This window comes from Coleofasciculus sp. G2-EDA-02 (assembly GCF_040226375.1).
In the GTDB taxonomy this organism is placed as follows: Bacteria; Cyanobacteriota; Cyanobacteriia; order Cyanobacteriales; family Coleofasciculaceae; genus Coleofasciculus.
In genome coordinates this window covers 14,070-28,745 of record NZ_JAVKEW010000027.1, presented here as the reverse complement: position 1 = coordinate 28,745, position 14,676 = coordinate 14,070, and the positions used below count along the sequence as shown (strand labels likewise).

Annotated in this window: 11 protein-coding genes and 1 pseudogene; 7 read left to right on the top strand and 5 right to left on the bottom strand. The window is 45.3% G+C overall.

Features of this window, described 5'->3' with window-relative positions:
• The 5 genes and pseudogenes from RLO19_RS03085 to RLO19_RS03065 form a co-directional block, all read left to right on the top strand.
• Positions 1-125: pseudogene (locus RLO19_RS03085) on the top strand (IS630 family transposase); the annotation flags it as partial.
• Positions 126-148: 23 nt separating this feature from the next.
• On the top strand, positions 149-1,639 hold the full coding sequence (locus RLO19_RS03080; RefSeq protein ID WP_446353739.1) for a hypothetical protein: 1,491 nt from the start codon (positions 149-151) through the stop codon (positions 1,637-1,639).
• A complete protein-coding gene (locus RLO19_RS03075; protein WP_446353737.1) occupies positions 1,636-2,961 on the top strand; it encodes a DUF1822 family protein in 1,326 nt (441 codons plus the stop codon). The genes RLO19_RS03080 and RLO19_RS03075 overlap by 4 nt, the downstream gene beginning before the upstream one ends.
• A gap of 235 nt (positions 2,962-3,196) precedes the next feature.
• On the top strand, positions 3,197-4,111 hold the full coding sequence (locus RLO19_RS03070) for a tetratricopeptide repeat protein (RefSeq protein ID WP_446353735.1): 915 nt from the start codon (positions 3,197-3,199) through the stop codon (positions 4,109-4,111).
• 94 nt (positions 4,112-4,205) lie between these two features.
• On the top strand, positions 4,206-4,436 hold the full coding sequence (locus RLO19_RS03065; protein WP_446353733.1) for a hypothetical protein: 231 nt from the start codon (positions 4,206-4,208) through the stop codon (positions 4,434-4,436).
• 18 nt (positions 4,437-4,454) lie between these two features.
• Here the strand turns inward: RLO19_RS03065 and RLO19_RS03060 are convergent, their stop codons facing one another.
• Together RLO19_RS03060 and RLO19_RS03055 are read right to left on the bottom strand one after the other, a co-directional pair.
• Entirely contained in the window at positions 4,455-4,871 is a 417-nt protein-coding gene (locus tag RLO19_RS03060; protein WP_446353731.1) for a hypothetical protein, read from the bottom strand.
• Positions 4,872-5,236: 365 nt separating this feature from the next.
• The gene (locus RLO19_RS03055; protein ID WP_446353729.1) at positions 5,237-6,562 is read right to left on the bottom strand and encodes a hypothetical protein; all 1,326 of its coding nucleotides are present in this window, start codon (positions 6,560-6,562) and stop codon (positions 5,237-5,239) included.
• A 350-nt stretch (positions 6,563-6,912) separates the two neighbouring features.
• Here RLO19_RS03055 and RLO19_RS03050 point away from each other — a divergent pair, with 350 nt between their 5' ends.
• On the top strand, positions 6,913-7,854 hold the full coding sequence (locus tag RLO19_RS03050; RefSeq protein WP_446353727.1) for a phosphate ABC transporter substrate-binding protein: 942 nt from the start codon (positions 6,913-6,915) through the stop codon (positions 7,852-7,854).
• A gap of 103 nt (positions 7,855-7,957) precedes the next feature.
• On the opposite strand, the gene RLO19_RS03045 is transcribed toward RLO19_RS03050, so the two are convergent.
• Both RLO19_RS03045 and RLO19_RS03040 read right to left on the bottom strand, forming a co-directional pair.
• Entirely contained in the window at positions 7,958-8,557 is a 600-nt protein-coding gene (locus tag RLO19_RS03045) for a hypothetical protein (protein WP_446353725.1), read from the bottom strand.
• Between the two features lie 390 nt (positions 8,558-8,947).
• A complete protein-coding gene (locus RLO19_RS03040) occupies positions 8,948-12,214 on the bottom strand; it encodes a glycoside hydrolase family 15 protein (RefSeq protein ID WP_446353723.1) in 3,267 nt (1,088 codons plus the stop codon).
• A gap of 245 nt (positions 12,215-12,459) precedes the next feature.
• Between RLO19_RS03040 and RLO19_RS03035 the strand changes: the two genes are divergently transcribed.
• On the top strand, positions 12,460-12,612 hold the full coding sequence (locus tag RLO19_RS03035) for a chlorophyll a/b-binding protein (protein ID WP_446334106.1): 153 nt from the start codon (positions 12,460-12,462) through the stop codon (positions 12,610-12,612).
• A 239-nt stretch (positions 12,613-12,851) separates the two neighbouring features.
• Here the strand turns inward: RLO19_RS03035 and rpoD are convergent, their stop codons facing one another.
• A complete protein-coding gene (rpoD, locus tag RLO19_RS03030) occupies positions 12,852-13,994 on the bottom strand; it encodes an RNA polymerase sigma factor RpoD (protein WP_446353721.1) in 1,143 nt (380 codons plus the stop codon).
• Between the last annotated feature and the right edge of the window lie 682 nt (positions 13,995-14,676).

Sequence of the window (14,676 nt, the reverse complement as noted above, 5' to 3'; positions counted from 1 at the left end):
ATCGACTATTTGAATCAGTAGAAGAACTAGAAAAATTGCTACATAAATTATTAAATGAAGGAGAGCTTATAATTAAATGGAATAGAAAAATCAAAAACAAAGGCAATGCTGTTTATCCGGTTTAGCTGCGTAGCAGCTTACACGAGTGATGAGCAACGAATTGAGCGCCGTAAGAATCCCCACCAATAAAGCCTCCCGATATTGGAGTGCGATCGCGATTGATGCAGCCGGGAGACGCCAAGTCCGGGAAATTACCACAGCTAAGGCATTTTTCCTCCAATCATTCCCTGATTTTACCCCAGATACTCAAGTATCGGATACCCAAATTCAGCGTCAACTCTGGTACTGGATGCAGGATGCAGGGGAAGCCGGGGGAGCTGGGGGAGCTGGGGGAGCTGGGGGAGCTGGGGGAGCTGGGGGAGCTGAGATTAGAGCTGATCAGAGTAGTATGGCTCAACTTTGTCTCAAATGCTTTATGTCTGGGCAAATTGACTACGTTTGTCGGGGGTTAGCGAGTCGGTTTGGTGCTAAACATGGCTTTACCAGTACCGATTTATTACCCTTTGTCTTAGACGAAGAAATCGGTAAACCCCACCGCCATTCTCCCACCTACCAATCCTTCCTGGATGAAATATTACAGAGTTTTGACCCCGAACAAAGCAGCCTCGCCACTTGGACAACTCGTCGAGTGAAACACCATAAACCCCTAAATCAGTTTCTACTTGAACATGGGATTTATCTAGTTAGTGATTGGGCAATATTAAACGATACCAAACCCAAACAACTACACCGTATTTTCACCGAGTTTCACAACTTAACCCCACCGGAAATCCAACGCGCCCAACAAATTCTCCATGCTTATCACGCCGTCTACCGCAGCCAACGCCTAAAACAACGTCTCGCCGGAGTTAAAGGAAAATGTCACCCCCCCACCCCCGAACAATTACAGCAAATGGCGCAATGTCTCTCCCTTCCCCTACGCCCCGAAACCCTCCTCAGCCAACTGCAACTCATCGCCTCTCGACTGCGTGACTACCGAATTTATGTACGCGGTGGGATGTTAAAAAGCCAATCTTTGGATGCAACGCCGAAGGAACCTATAGATATTCCCTATTCTGAACCCACACCCGAACCCGATGAACAAAGCGAATTTTTAACCGCCTATCGCCAACAATTTGTTCAGGGTTTAGATACAGCCATCGCCCAAATAACTCGCGATCGCACGACGAAATTACAGCGCCGAGATTCCCAGAAAGCCCAACAGTTTATCACTGCGTTGCATCTGTTTCACTGTCAAGGACAATCTATGTCCGATATTGCCCGAAACTTTAACTATAAAGGACAATTTCAAGTCAGCCGTCTACTGAAACTGAAAGCCTTTCGCGCCGATATTCAACGGGAGTTACTGGTTTATTTAAGCGATCGCATCCTGGCGGAAGCCCAACGCTATACCAATATCCAACGCCTGCAAACCATTCATCAACAGATTCAAGACGCGATCGCGCAACAAGTAACCCAGGTGATCGAAGACGCGGCGACAGAAGCTAGTACCGCCACCAATGAACGCCATCATAAGACCCGCAGCCTCTTTACCCAAAGACTCTGCCTTTATCTGGATAACAGGAGTAATGTATCATGACTTTCTACTCAACCACTCAACCGGGGCTTGATGGTGACGCTTTCGCCATTGAAACCATCCAACTCGGTGACGATGCGATTAATCAAGCCATTCACCTCGCCCAACCCATTGCCAACGAACAACGCCAATGGCAAACTTATCTTAATGCTTTAGCTTTATTTGGTTTCGAGGCATGGTTAGCCGAACGTAGTTCTGATTTAACCGTAAATCGCGATCGCACGTCCCTGTTCGATCCGGCTACAGCGAATCTCATTGAAGCCGTTTGTCATCTTAATGTAAATGGGTTTAACCTCTGTCTGATTGCCCAAGGTAGCCTCATCGATGATCAGGTATCCTTACCCAGAACCGTTGTCGATATCCCCGAATTCATCCCCCATTTCTACGTCGTCGTAGACGTACAAGAGGAAGAAGAAACAGCCGTCGTTAGAGGGTTTCTCTCCTATCCCCAGCTAATCGAACAACGGGATACTCTGGGGTTAGCGGTTGAGGATGATTGGACTTATTCATTCCCCCTCAATGCCTTTGATTGCGACCCGAATCATCTATTATTAGAATTACGCTGTTTAAACCCCAGAGCCATTCCCCTCCCCCCAATACCCAATGATCGCCGCCTGCAACTTGCCCATAAGCGATCGCAACTCGAAACCAAACTCCCCCAATTCCAGTCTCCGGCGTTCCAACTGTGGCAGATTTTAACCTGGGAACAAGCTACCCTCGTGCTAACCCGTTCTGAGTTACGCACCTGGCTGTATCAATTGCAAACAGATCCCCAAAGCCAATCTATCCTACAGAACTACCTGTCTGATTTACTCAGCCGATTAACCCGAAACGTGATCAATGTGGGACGCTGGTTACAGGATGAATTAGACGAACTCGCCCAAGAACTCTCCTGGCAACTCCTGCCTAGTTTAACCCCAGCTAGCGCCATGCGATCGCCTACCGCCGAATTGGATGCGATCGTGCAACAATTGGAGTATAATAATCTCCAGATTCCGCCTCAAGCTAAGGGGGCGTATCATAATCTCCAGGTAGCAGACACACCCCTACGCTTGTATGCGATAACGTGGCCCCTATTATCTGGAACAGTCCCTGAATGGGCGTTACTGCTCATTTTAGGCACACAGTCCCCAACAGGTTTCCCAGAAGGTTTAACATTACGGATTAGTGACCAAACAGCGATTTTAGTTGAACAAGAGTTAGATGGGAGTAGTTCCTATTTCTTTACCAGTGTAGTGGGAACGAGGGAAGAGACATTTAGGGTCACGATTCGTTTAGGATCGGATATTGAACACACCCTGCCTGCCTTTGGTTTCAATCTCTAGGATTAGGCATAATGGAATAGGTCAAGCCCTGAAGCATCCGCCCGAAGTTCAAACTCCCGGCTAAAAGCTACTGTTAAAATGGACTAAAACTCTTATGTAGTCGTCTAAAGGCGACTTGAGCTTAGGGTTCCTTGGATTTTAACCCAAGGCGATTGTTAAATTTTGCCTTCTGCTTCTGTCATCTGCCTTGTTCTAGTGTCATCTGCTCGATCTCGTAGACTATTGTTTTAGCCCCATGTATTTGTCCTTACCCCAACGACTTAACTCACTCAGCTTGGCGACAGCGACGCTGCTGTTGACATTCCTATCGCCGATTTCCCTATCTCCTTCTCTGTCTGTGTCTCTATCGACGCAGGTACAAGCACAAACCCCTCAAGATCAGGTTAATGAAGCCGAACAGTTGCTAAAGGAAGGGCGTGATCTGTATCAGCAGGGTCAAGCGCAGGCGGCGTTAAATCGACTGCAACAGGCGTCAGCGTTATTTGAGACAGTCAAAGCCCCCCAGGGAAAAGTGATGACTCTGACGCAAATGGGTCGAGTGTATGACAGTCTCAAGCAGTACGAGAACTCCTTAGAGGCTTATCAGCAGGCGTTAGAGATTGCCCAAGACATTGGCGATCGCCAGGAGGAAGCGATCATCCTTGATTATATGGGACTCGCTTATAACAATCTACAGCAGTACAATGATGCGATCGCTCATCATCAGAAATCACTGAAACTCTTCCAAGACATCGGCAATCGCCGCAGTGAAGGCATTGTTTTGGGCAATATTGGCATCGCCTATCTGGCACAAGATCAAGATGCACAAGCCTTACCCTTTCTCCGAGACGCTTTAGTCATTTATCGTGAAGTTGAGGATAAACCGGGAGAGGGCATCATCCTGGATTACTTAGGATTAGCCTACGGTAAGATGAAGCAGTATGCCGAGGCGTTAGAGTCTCACCAGCAAGGATTAGCGATTTTTGAAGAACTAAACATTCCGCGATCGCAAGCCATAACCTTGTACAATATTGGTACAGTTTATAGCCAGCAGGGAAAAGTGAAAATGGCACAAGAGTCCTATCAAAAAGCCTTAGCCATTTTTGAACAAGTCGATGATTCAGAAGGGATTAGAGCAACCCGTTATCAAATGGAAACACTTGAACAATAGTTGAACCTTAACTTATGGTCAATTATTCACAGATCACAAAACAATAAATCCCCATGTTTTCCCGACTCGTCAATTCCCCAATCAGGAATGATCAATGACCAATGGCAACGAACCAATCTCCAAAACCGAAGCCAAGCAACTCCTGGAACGTTTAATTTTTAGCGATGAACTTCCTCAAGACTGGGTACAGGATGTTTGGGGATTGAGTCCAACCTTAGGAGAAAGTGGTGCAAAATTGCTAGAGGTATTTGAAGCGTTGATTGAATGTTGTCCTGACGATAAATTGGAAAATTTAATCCAAATTTACTATCAAGACAAGTTTTAAAGGAAACACCCCATTCAATTAACGCCTACTTCTCGAAAGCAGTCTTGACACATCAGCATGCATCAGGGCAATATTTGGGTCACGTTGAATCGCTTGATAGTAACGTTGCTCTCGATTTGTCCCCGCTTCATCAGGAGAAACCAGAGAACGGGCTTCGTCTAACAGTTCATTTGCCTGATGCAACGTTATCGGCTCTTTTGCATTCAACGCTTCATCAATCTGGACAATAAATTGAGAGAAAGGGCGTAACCAACTAAACCATTCATCTTGGACAACCAATTGAAAAAACTCTCCTTTTGAACGAATACGCCCATGAAACCGTTCATACATATCGCGTTCCGAGTCGAGAAGCGCTTTATGGAGTTGCAGCAGCGCCGCACGCACATCGCGCAGGCGTTGAAATGGTAGGTTTGCGGGAGGATAGGTAAAAGACATGAACCAAGATTGCGATCGCTACTTTCTTTATCTTAGATTGAAATTAACTCTGTGTAGCGTACAATTCGCGATCGCGTCAATTTAAATCCCGATCATACCTTAACCCTATAGTGGGAATAATTCGTCTTTTATAGCAGTAGACACATCGATTAAGACAAACGAACTGTAGTAGAGACTCCTCCAGCGGAACGTCTGTAACTAAATGATACCAAATCCGGGTTAACTACCCCCGTTATCACCTAGTCCGCGCAGGCGGACTTTGTTTGTGTAGCAGCGATTTCAATCGCCATGGCAAAAGGGGGTAAGAAAGGCGGATTTGGTATGATGTGTCCTAACAGCTATGGCGGTTGCTATATCATCTCACCTTACCCAAAACTTTCAGAGGCTAACAAATAAGCCTCTCCACTACTAGAATCGCTCTCAATTTCTACAAAAGCTGAATCTGTGCCATCTGGAGAAAGCTGTCTTCTGGTAATCCCTTGAGTCACGATTTGCAACAATCTTTGGGGAGTAAAGGATTCCAATTCTACAAAATTACCCAACTCTAACCATTCTAGTTCCTCTGCCGACAAATTCTGCCGCACATCTGGAGATAATTGTTTTGCCTGTTGCGCTGATTCTTCTGCTCCTCGGACAAAAAAATTACGTTTGCTGTTCAATACATGACGAGGAAGTAATCCCAAATCGTAAATTGTCACCGTATTTTCGGCAAACCAGTTTCGGCTAGTTCGCAGGTGATGCAGCAATCTGACGCCACGAGGACTGGCATCATGGAGGGCATAAACTTTTAATTCTGGATTACGTTTTAGCATTTGTAATATGGTTCTAAAAATTCTTTGGGGATAGCCATTAATACTGAGAACAGCGCAGTTATTTTCAAAGTGGAAATTATTCGCAATCAGGAGTTGGGCAATAGTCGCACTATCACAAACGACTACTCGGTCAAAACTATAGGCGCTGATATCTGGACTGATTTCGGCTTCAGTATTCTCCTCACGGGGAGAGGGTAGCATTTTTTCTGAGTTACCATTAATTTCTTGCCAGCGATTCAGCCAATTTTCCACTTGACTTTGAGTAATTAAAAAAGATTGAGATATTCTTTTTTGACGTTGTAGCTGTCGAGTTCCCAAATAGATAGACAGCATTCCTAGGATAACCGCAACTGCGAACATACCAAAAGAATTGAATATTTCTATACTCACGCCAATTCCCGCAACGACAATAAATCCTCCGACAAGTTGCAAACGTCGGGCATTATTTTGGCGATTTTTAGGACTAACTTGATTGGATTGGCTAGTTTTGAATAAAATAGAAATGACGATAATATTGAAAAGTGTTGATACAATAATAAATGATGATTCACCAATAATATTGGATAAAATTAACCCAACGAAACTGGTAGTCCAAATAGACAATACTACATACAAGATATATAAGAACAAGGAACCATTTCCCAGTGACCGACCCCTCAAACGCCTATCAAAAAAATACAAGAATTGCTTGGGTGTAAAAAACAGAGTACCGTTAACCGAAATATCTGCGATCGACTTGGCAAAAAATGCGTCAGTAAATATTGGTGTACCCATACTCGTCGGCTCAAAAGCAAAGGGATGCCCACAATTTTTACACCGCCCCTGATTTTCAGTCCGTTCTTGTAAATTATTATCCGTCTGACATTGAATACATTTCATGATTAGCGCCGACTAATACCACCCTTTAATGGCATCATCAATTCCTGATGGCAATAGATAATCACGATTAGTTTAAGCTTTGGTTAAGCTAAGTGGAAGTGTAGAGTTTTGTTAATTTAGATCATTAAGAGCCGTTATTTGCATAAAATTAGCAGCAGGTCGTAAGCTGCCATGTATTTAAATTGGGTATTAGTAGCGAGCAAGATGTTTAGGGGAGCATGTCAAGGAAAGCAAACAATGTCCAAGTTAGCCTGTTCTCGTTGGGTTTTGTTCCTCAACCCAACCTACAAAGCTAAATTATCGGTGATTTTGCCTCATCTAGATATCTGTTCCCACTCAAGGTGAATCTGATGATAAAACGTGGTGATCCTTCTCCCATCCCTTATATTCTGATCACCCTCGCCTTACTCGCGGCTGGCTACGGATGGTTTTATCTGAAGAATCAAACCCCAACCGTCAACACCACCCTTCCCACGACTCCTCCTCCCACCTCATCCGGCGTCTCTCCAACACCTCCACCCGCCCCCACACCTACCCCTGCGGCTGCTTCGTTTCCGCCGCCAACGGCTGGCGTGAGTGGTACTCAGGTGAGAATTGATGGTTCTACAAGTATGGTGGGTATTAACCAAACTCTCAAAAATGGCTTTGAACAACAATTTCCGAATACAACCGTTATTCCCAAAGCCAGTGGTTCTGATCAAGGAATTCAAAACCTATTAGCTGGGAACACAGATATCGCGGCGATTTCTCGACCTCTGACTCCTGAAGAACAAAGTCAAGGCTTAGTCGCTATGCCAATTGCCACAGATGCGATCGCGATCGTCGTTGGCGTGTATAATCCCCTTACAGGCGGACTAACTCCTAGTCAAGTCGAGGATATTTTCCAGGGAAAAATTACCAACTGGTCACAAGTCGGCGGTGCTGCAAATGCTATCCGCGTCATCAATCGCCCAGCGATTAGTGGCACCCATCAAGCATTTAAAGAATTAGTATTAGCCGGAGAAAATTTTGGCACAACGGGAAATATTACCACCCTACCCCAAGACGCCACAACACCCCTACTTCGAGCATTAGGGAATGATGGCATTGGCTATGCGACGTACACTCAGGTGATGAATCAGAAAACTGTGCGTTCTTTGGCTGTTAATGGTGTACTTCCCGATCAACCCACTTATCCCTATCAACGAACCCTCTATTACGTCTACAAAAACCCAGCGAATCCAGCCGTTCAAGCTTTCTTGGGTTATGCGAATTCACCCCAAGGTAAGCAACTGATATCAGCAGGAAATTGAGTGGGAGCATGAAGCGTGAACGCAGAAAATGTTTAAACTAGAAGCTAACAAAAAATGGGGCGGTAGCCCACCCCACAGATATCAATGATTGCTCACTGAACGTTTAAGCCGGATCAGAAACAGTTAAATCCTTTGCCACAATCCCAGGAAAGGTTTTGTTAATGTTTTGATCAAGATTACGATAGCCGACAGAGCCATCGGATTTACGGAAGTAAATTCCCCCTTCTGATTGAGGATCACCGATTAACTGCACCCGATTGTCCAGATCGTTATAAACATCCCAACGGGTGTAAGGAGCCGGTGCCCAACGCGCCCAACGTCCATCCGTGGTAATTGCCCACAGTCGCCCATTTTTACCGACAGCAATCTGTTTAGCGGTAATACCAGGAAAGGTTTTATTAATGTTTTGATCAACATTACGATAGCCGACAGAGCCATCGGAGTTGAGGAAGTAAACAGCACTCTTTGTTGTAGGATCAGCAACGAGTTGAACCCGATTATCCAGATCGTTATAAACATCCCAACGGGTGTAGGGAGCCGGTGCCCAACGCGCCCAAGACGAGCTTTGAATTGCCCAAGGACTTGATGTATCTTGATTCGCCCATGCGGGTTGGTTGGGCAGTAAACAAACCGTAGAAACAACCATCAGCAACACGATCAGAATCGTTGCCAACCGTTTGAATCGGCTGAAAAACTGGGTCATAGTTATCCGTTTTATCCTTAAATTAAATTGATTTTTGGCGCTTAATCCTGCGATCGCAGTGATTAAACTTACCGCTTCAAATTGTATGGCTCTTTCAGAACAACTGTCAATTTTGTTACAAAAAATTACCAGATAAGTGATAATGAACAATCGCGGACTAAAATAAGCATTTATACTTAGATAAATGTTCAACTCTGATTCATGTGCGCCAACCGGAGTTCACAGGCTTGCGGCTAAAGACGCGATCGCATCTATTAACGGTTAATACTAAATCCGGGTTAGCTACCCCCTTTATAACCCAGTCCGCGCAGGCGGACTTTGTTTGTGTAGCAGCGATTTCAATCGCCATGGCAAAAGGGGATTCCTCTTCCCCGTTCCCTGTTCCCTAGCTTAAGCAACATTGGCAGGTTCGACTTGTGTCAAGAATTGGAACGCCTTAACAATATAAGCCGCACATTCTTGAGGAGACATATCATAAAAAGCACGCCAAGCTGCTGCCTTATATTCATCATACTTATCTGCTCGTTCTGGATAGCGTTCCAACCAGCCTAAACGGACAGCATGACCAATCAAAACATCAAGAACAATGTATTCTTCAATTTCCAACTCTGGATTCCGTTCCAGTATTGCGGCTAATTCCACAAGTGCCTCGATATTCACCTGTCGATAGGTTGGCACTTGAATTTTATTGAGTAAATGCTCAACCCGCAGGGCAAAATTCTTTTCCCCAGGTGTCATTTCTGAGAGCAGAGGTTGGCTATCCAGGCGATTGCGACGCTCTAATTTATCGCCGATCACCAAACCCTTACAATGTTTCATCACTTGCCAAACTTTCGGGTAAAAATCTTTAGGCACTCGACCCGCACTACCATCAAGTTGTCGTTTTCTCAGCCAATTTCCTGCTGTAGTAATGTCTTCGTCTACATAGATTCGATCCTCTGGCAATATTACCCAATTAATCACCTGTTTCGGTTGTTTAACGCGCAGTGATTCTTGTTGGCGTAACTTTTGGTTAATCCCTTCATATCCCGCCAAACAGGAACGCAGCCGCATTTTCACATCAAAGGGACTCAAGTGCATCAATTCTTCATAAGCTTCATCCTGAGTCATCCCCAATTCAGCCGCCACTTCACTCGTCAACAGCAGAATTAAATACCCAACCCGCAGCGTGAGCAAGCCATCAACCAGATGAGGTTCGGATTTAATCAGAATACTTAAGTAAATCAGGAGTTCTTGAGTCAAAACGCGATCGCGAATATCTTCTCGACAAAACTCGTCAATTTTTGCCTGGATTTCCAGGTTAGACATTGGGTTTTTAATCAGGGAAGCCTCACTATACGCTTTTCCTACCGTTATCTGTTTCCCCCGCACCAAAATATCTGTAACCGCATCCGACAAGCTAATTTCGACTTTATTCAGTAATCCCGCTGCTTGACGAATCACGCCCCAGTAAACAGAGGCTCCTTCACTACTGGCTTTGGTGTACACTTCATTCAGCAAATCCGCCACCGTCACCACTCGTTTAGGTTGACCAAACCCTGTATCAAAATCCAGTCCCCGCAAGTTTTTCAGGGTGCGTAATAATTCAATTTGCTCATAAAGATTTTCTGAATGCCGTAAACTATCGAGCAAGAGTTGGAGATTCGTTTCGCACTCCAGCAAGAATTCCTGCGTATGACTTAACGGACCATTTTTTCGCTGACTATTTCTCAGGTAATAATCAGGCGGTGCAGCATCTTGAACCGGAGACTCACTAAACTCAAATCCTTGCATCACATCAATGCGTTCAACTCCGGCTGTAAGCGTTAACTGATTTAAACGCCCTAACTTGACCCGCACCCCATTACATAATCCCTCTTGCAATTCTTGGATTAATTCTAGTAACGGGGAACCCTGAAGTTGTTCTTGTCCCGGATGACTGGCTTCCTCTCCCGTCTGCACCATCTGGTGAGTTAATAACAGTGTCATCGTTGGACGTCCTAACTCACCCCAGTGGCGTTGAATATATGTCAGTTCACTTTTAATTTGAGCCACCAGGAAATGATAATCCAGGGTTAAATAAAACTGTTGCTGGTCTAAAAACGCGGGCAAAAACACAATCGTTTCTTTCCCGAAGCGAAAAATGCGGGAGGTGGTCAAACTTCGCAGGCGTCGAATCGGACGTCCGCTTAATCCTAAGGCATCACACCGTCCAATTTGGGCATACAATCGGGATAGGTCAGTTGCCTGACGCACTTGAGTAGGATCAACTTGTTTCGGGGTCTGTGTGGCAATCCCATAAGCTGCCAGTTGCGCTTGTAACGCTTCATCCTCTGCTAATAGGGCAATTTGTACCACCGGATCTTGGTGACGCCCTACAGAAAAATGACGCCCTAAGGGGTCAACATCTCCCCGCGTAATTAATCCGTCATGAAGCATTTGGGCAAGTAGATACAAACTCTGCGCCCAGACAAGAGGCAAATTTTCATTGGGTTTGCGATTCTGGGAATGAGGAGAAGCGCGTTCGGCTTCAATTTTGTCCGCAGGAACGTAATACACTTCGGGTAATAAGCGCATCCCGTCTCGCTCAACCAGCAATGTATCCAAACGCCCCAGATAATTCCGCGCCCGCTCAACGTCTCCCCGGAACCAGCCATCCAGGGCTAAGTAGGTAAAAAATAGGGGCCACTCACATTCAATATGTTCAAATTGTTGCAGTTCCCAGGGTTCATAGTGCAAGCGGGTGGTATTTTCTAATACCGTTTGATGTCCATCCCGCAAGAACCGCTTACACCCATATAGTCCCTGTAATTTATCGACAATCTTTTGACGAGTTCTATCGAGCAGTTCCACGTCTTCGATGGCAAAGGCGGGGAACCCGATTACACTTAACAATGCCGCATCGGTTTCCTTGGAACTTGACTCTCGTGGTAATAGAGATTCTAACGTAATCCGCGATCGCGCAATTTCATCAGGAAGGACATGAATTACCGAGGCTTGAGAACCCCGCACGCCAAATAAATCTAGCCCGTTAATCGCCTCTAATGCGGCTTTTGCCATGCCTACGGAACTGGCGTTGAGTTCAGGATTACCGTGATTAACTTTATTTCCCCGTTCCCAAATTCCGTAATCTGGTGTCCGATAGGTACGACCAATGTAATACACCAGATTCTGGATGAAATGCACTTCAGCAATGCTGTAAACAATATGTAACCCTGATGCCGTCATCTGAGCCAGCATCAACAGGAATAGGGAGGTAGCATCTAGCTGCAAATGACCCCACTCATCATCCCCCACAACCACATCGCCAGTGCTGGTATTATACTTGGCGTGCAGCGCGTCTAGCAGAGATTGGTTGTCTTTGAACCGTTCCACTTTGGCGGCTTGCCGCATCATACAAAACAGCAGCCCCCGCATTAGTTTGACCACACTCTGTTCTAGTTCAAAGGTGCGCCCACTATCGACGTCAAGTTTGCGGTACGCTAACGCTAATCCCCAAACCGCCAAAATGCTGTAAACGTTATCCCTAACCCAGGCATCGGTGTAGTCACCATGGGCATTCACTGCCGTACTGGCGGGTAATAGTCCTGTAATTGGATTTTGGCGATCAATAATAACGCGAATCTGCTGGTAGTAATTGTCGAGTCGAGTTGGCAGTTGAGCCGCGATGATAGCCATTTCTTAATCAAACTTTAAATAAAATTTATTTTTCCGGGCTCGTTGTTTAGAAAGGCTCCTCAAGAAGCCGACACTGTACCTAAGAGTCAGTGTGTGGATTTGTCATCTGTTACTCTGGCTGAGAACCAGAATGGGTTTTTCTACCGAGATTTTTGTCACTTTGACCCAATACTTGTCCTTTTGCCAACAATTTGTTATATTAATTTACATATTAATTTACACAATGTAACTAAAACAACTAAGCCATGGAAGGTCAACAGCAAAAGGAAGCCAAATTTGGGTTTACAGCGAACGCTGAGAATTGGAACGGTCGTCTAGCCATGATTGGTTTTGTTGCCGCTTTGATCACAGAATATATTTCCGGTCAAGGCGTACTACACTTCTGGGGGCTGATGTAATACAGCATCGTCAAGTCTTGATCAATTTGTCAAGAATAGCTGGGTGTTCAACCTATGAACCCCAGCTTCCTTTTGGGTTATTTTGTAACACATAGAGGACTCATCTGATATCGTCTCCTGCAGGGCGAGTGCGTCTATCATCGCTGTCGTTATTTAAAAGGGAGCCTTACCCTTCTACCCCTTCCCCCATCAGCAAGTCCGGTGCTACCGGACTTGATATTACCCATCGCCCTCTAGTCCTAGCGGATATACTCCTTGAGAATACTGTTGCGATTGGGATGGCGAAGTTTACGCAGAGCTTTTGCCTCTATTTGGCGAATACGCTCGCGGGTCACGTTAAAAATTTGACCGATTTCTTCTAGGGTTTTCATCCGTCCATCATCTAACCCATAGCGCAACCGGAGAACGTCTCGTTCCCGGGCGCTTAATGTATCCAGGACACTTTCTAAGTCTTCCCGCAGTAGGTTTTTGGATACTTGGTCTTCTGGCGTTTCACCATCAGCTTCGATGAAGTCACCCAGGCGAGAGTCTTCTTCTTTACCAATTGGCGTTTCCAAGGAGATGGGGAGTTGGGCAGATTTGGCAATAAATCGCAGCTTCTCGATGGTCATTTCCATCCGGTCAGCAATTTCTTCTTCCGTGGGTTTGCGACCCAGTTCTTGAGAGAGGATTTTGGTGGTCTTTTTGATCCGGGAGATGGTTTCGTAGAGGTGAACGGGTAGGCGAATGGTACGGGATTGATCGGCAATAGCACGAGTGATAGCTTGGCGAATCCACCAAGTGGCGTAGGTTGAGAATTTGTAGCCTTTCTCGTGATCGAATTTTTCCGCCGCCCGAATCAGTCCCAAAGACCCTTCTTGAATTAGGTCTTGAAACGACAGACCCCGATTCATGTATTTTTTGGCAATGGACACGACTAGACGCAGGTTAGACTGCACCATTTTTTCTTTTGCCCGCCGACCCAGGAAAAGGCGTTTGCGAAAGGCGGGGAGTTCCATGTTGACTGAACTTGCCCATTCTCCTTCCTTTGGCTCTCGCTCGAGCTGATCACACAAGCGATCGCGGACACGTTCTAACTCTAACAAGTCCGCAATTTTACGCGCCAGTTCAATTTCCTCATCAGCGCGTAATAGGCGAATCCGACCAATTTCTTGCAAGTAGAGGCGAATTGAATCTTCGGTATAGTGCTTCTTTTTCGCTTGTGTGCGACGACGAGTAGAACGCACCTTACCTGTCTTACCGTCTTCCTCCTCCGGTTCGGGTTGAATGGCTTCCGAGTTAACGTCCACCATATCGTCTTGAGTTGCTTCATCCTCTAGCAAGAATTCCAACCCGCTTTGAGGCTGAGAAATTGTTGCAAGTACGTCGTTTGCCTGGGTCATGCCTTTTTCCTCATGCTCCTTCAGTTAAAGACCAGTAGATGTCCAGTAATCTACTTAAAAATTTAGCCAGCGATTTAATCTTACTTTTGCATTCTAATCGGTTATTGAATTATTGAGCCTGAGAGACTCAAGCTAGATTTATTCCTCTATAACTCAACAGGGATTTGAATGCCGGGTCAAGTAAGTTTTAATCCTAGCGGCTGTTGAGACTTTTTGATTCTAGCTTTAATTCAAAAAACTTGTTCGTGGTTTTTGACAACTTAGAGAAAGCTGATAATCTTGGCTCGGTTAAGAGCGTTTACGCGAAATGAATATTTGCTTGACGCTCACCGAAGTCCCCTTAGAAGGGGGATGCTTTAGACCCATTAATTTTGGTCAAGAATGAAACCATTATAGATTGTCTTTCCTCGATTTGCATGGCTAGATGGATTGAGGACTAAGCCTAGCTTGATGGAAGTGAGCGATAGAGTCGTGAGTTTTACTGTTACCCTTTGGAGAGCCATCAAAACTTTAACCGTCTTTTGATGTCTGTCCGTTCTGTCAATCCTTCTTTAATGTACTCTAGGGCTAGACTGGATTGTCCCGGACAAATTGCTGAAATGCGATCAGCCATTTTAATGAAGTTAGCTGACAATTCAAGAGCCTTAGTTTCTCTATAGTCATGAAATCACCCTGTCTTAGT

Bases quoted from the DNA above. Each gene is read 5' to 3' on its own strand.
- RLO19_RS03080 (WP_446353739.1), top strand. From the start codon at position 149: ATGAGCAACGAATTGAGCGCCGTAAGAATCCCCACCAATAAAGCCTCC.
- RLO19_RS03075 (WP_446353737.1), top strand. From the start codon at position 1,636: ATGACTTTCTACTCAACCACTCAACCGGGGCTTGATGGTGACGCTTTC.
- RLO19_RS03070 (WP_446353735.1), top strand. From the start codon at position 3,197: ATGTATTTGTCCTTACCCCAACGACTTAACTCACTCAGCTTGGCGACA.
- RLO19_RS03065 (WP_446353733.1), top strand. From the start codon at position 4,206: ATGACCAATGGCAACGAACCAATCTCCAAAACCGAAGCCAAGCAACTC.
- RLO19_RS03060 (WP_446353731.1), bottom strand. From the start codon at position 4,871: ATGTCTTTTACCTATCCTCCCGCAAACCTACCATTTCAACGCCTGCGC.
- RLO19_RS03055 (WP_446353729.1), bottom strand. From the start codon at position 6,562: ATGAAATGTATTCAATGTCAGACGGATAATAATTTACAAGAACGGACT.
- RLO19_RS03050 (WP_446353727.1), top strand. From the start codon at position 6,913: ATGATAAAACGTGGTGATCCTTCTCCCATCCCTTATATTCTGATCACC.
- RLO19_RS03045 (WP_446353725.1), bottom strand. From the start codon at position 8,557: ATGACCCAGTTTTTCAGCCGATTCAAACGGTTGGCAACGATTCTGATC.
- RLO19_RS03040 (WP_446353723.1), bottom strand. From the start codon at position 12,214: ATGGCTATCATCGCGGCTCAACTGCCAACTCGACTCGACAATTACTAC.
- RLO19_RS03035 (WP_446334106.1), top strand. From the start codon at position 12,460: ATGGAAGGTCAACAGCAAAAGGAAGCCAAATTTGGGTTTACAGCGAAC.
- rpoD (WP_446353721.1), bottom strand. From the start codon at position 13,994: ATGACCCAGGCAAACGACGTACTTGCAACAATTTCTCAGCCTCAAAGC.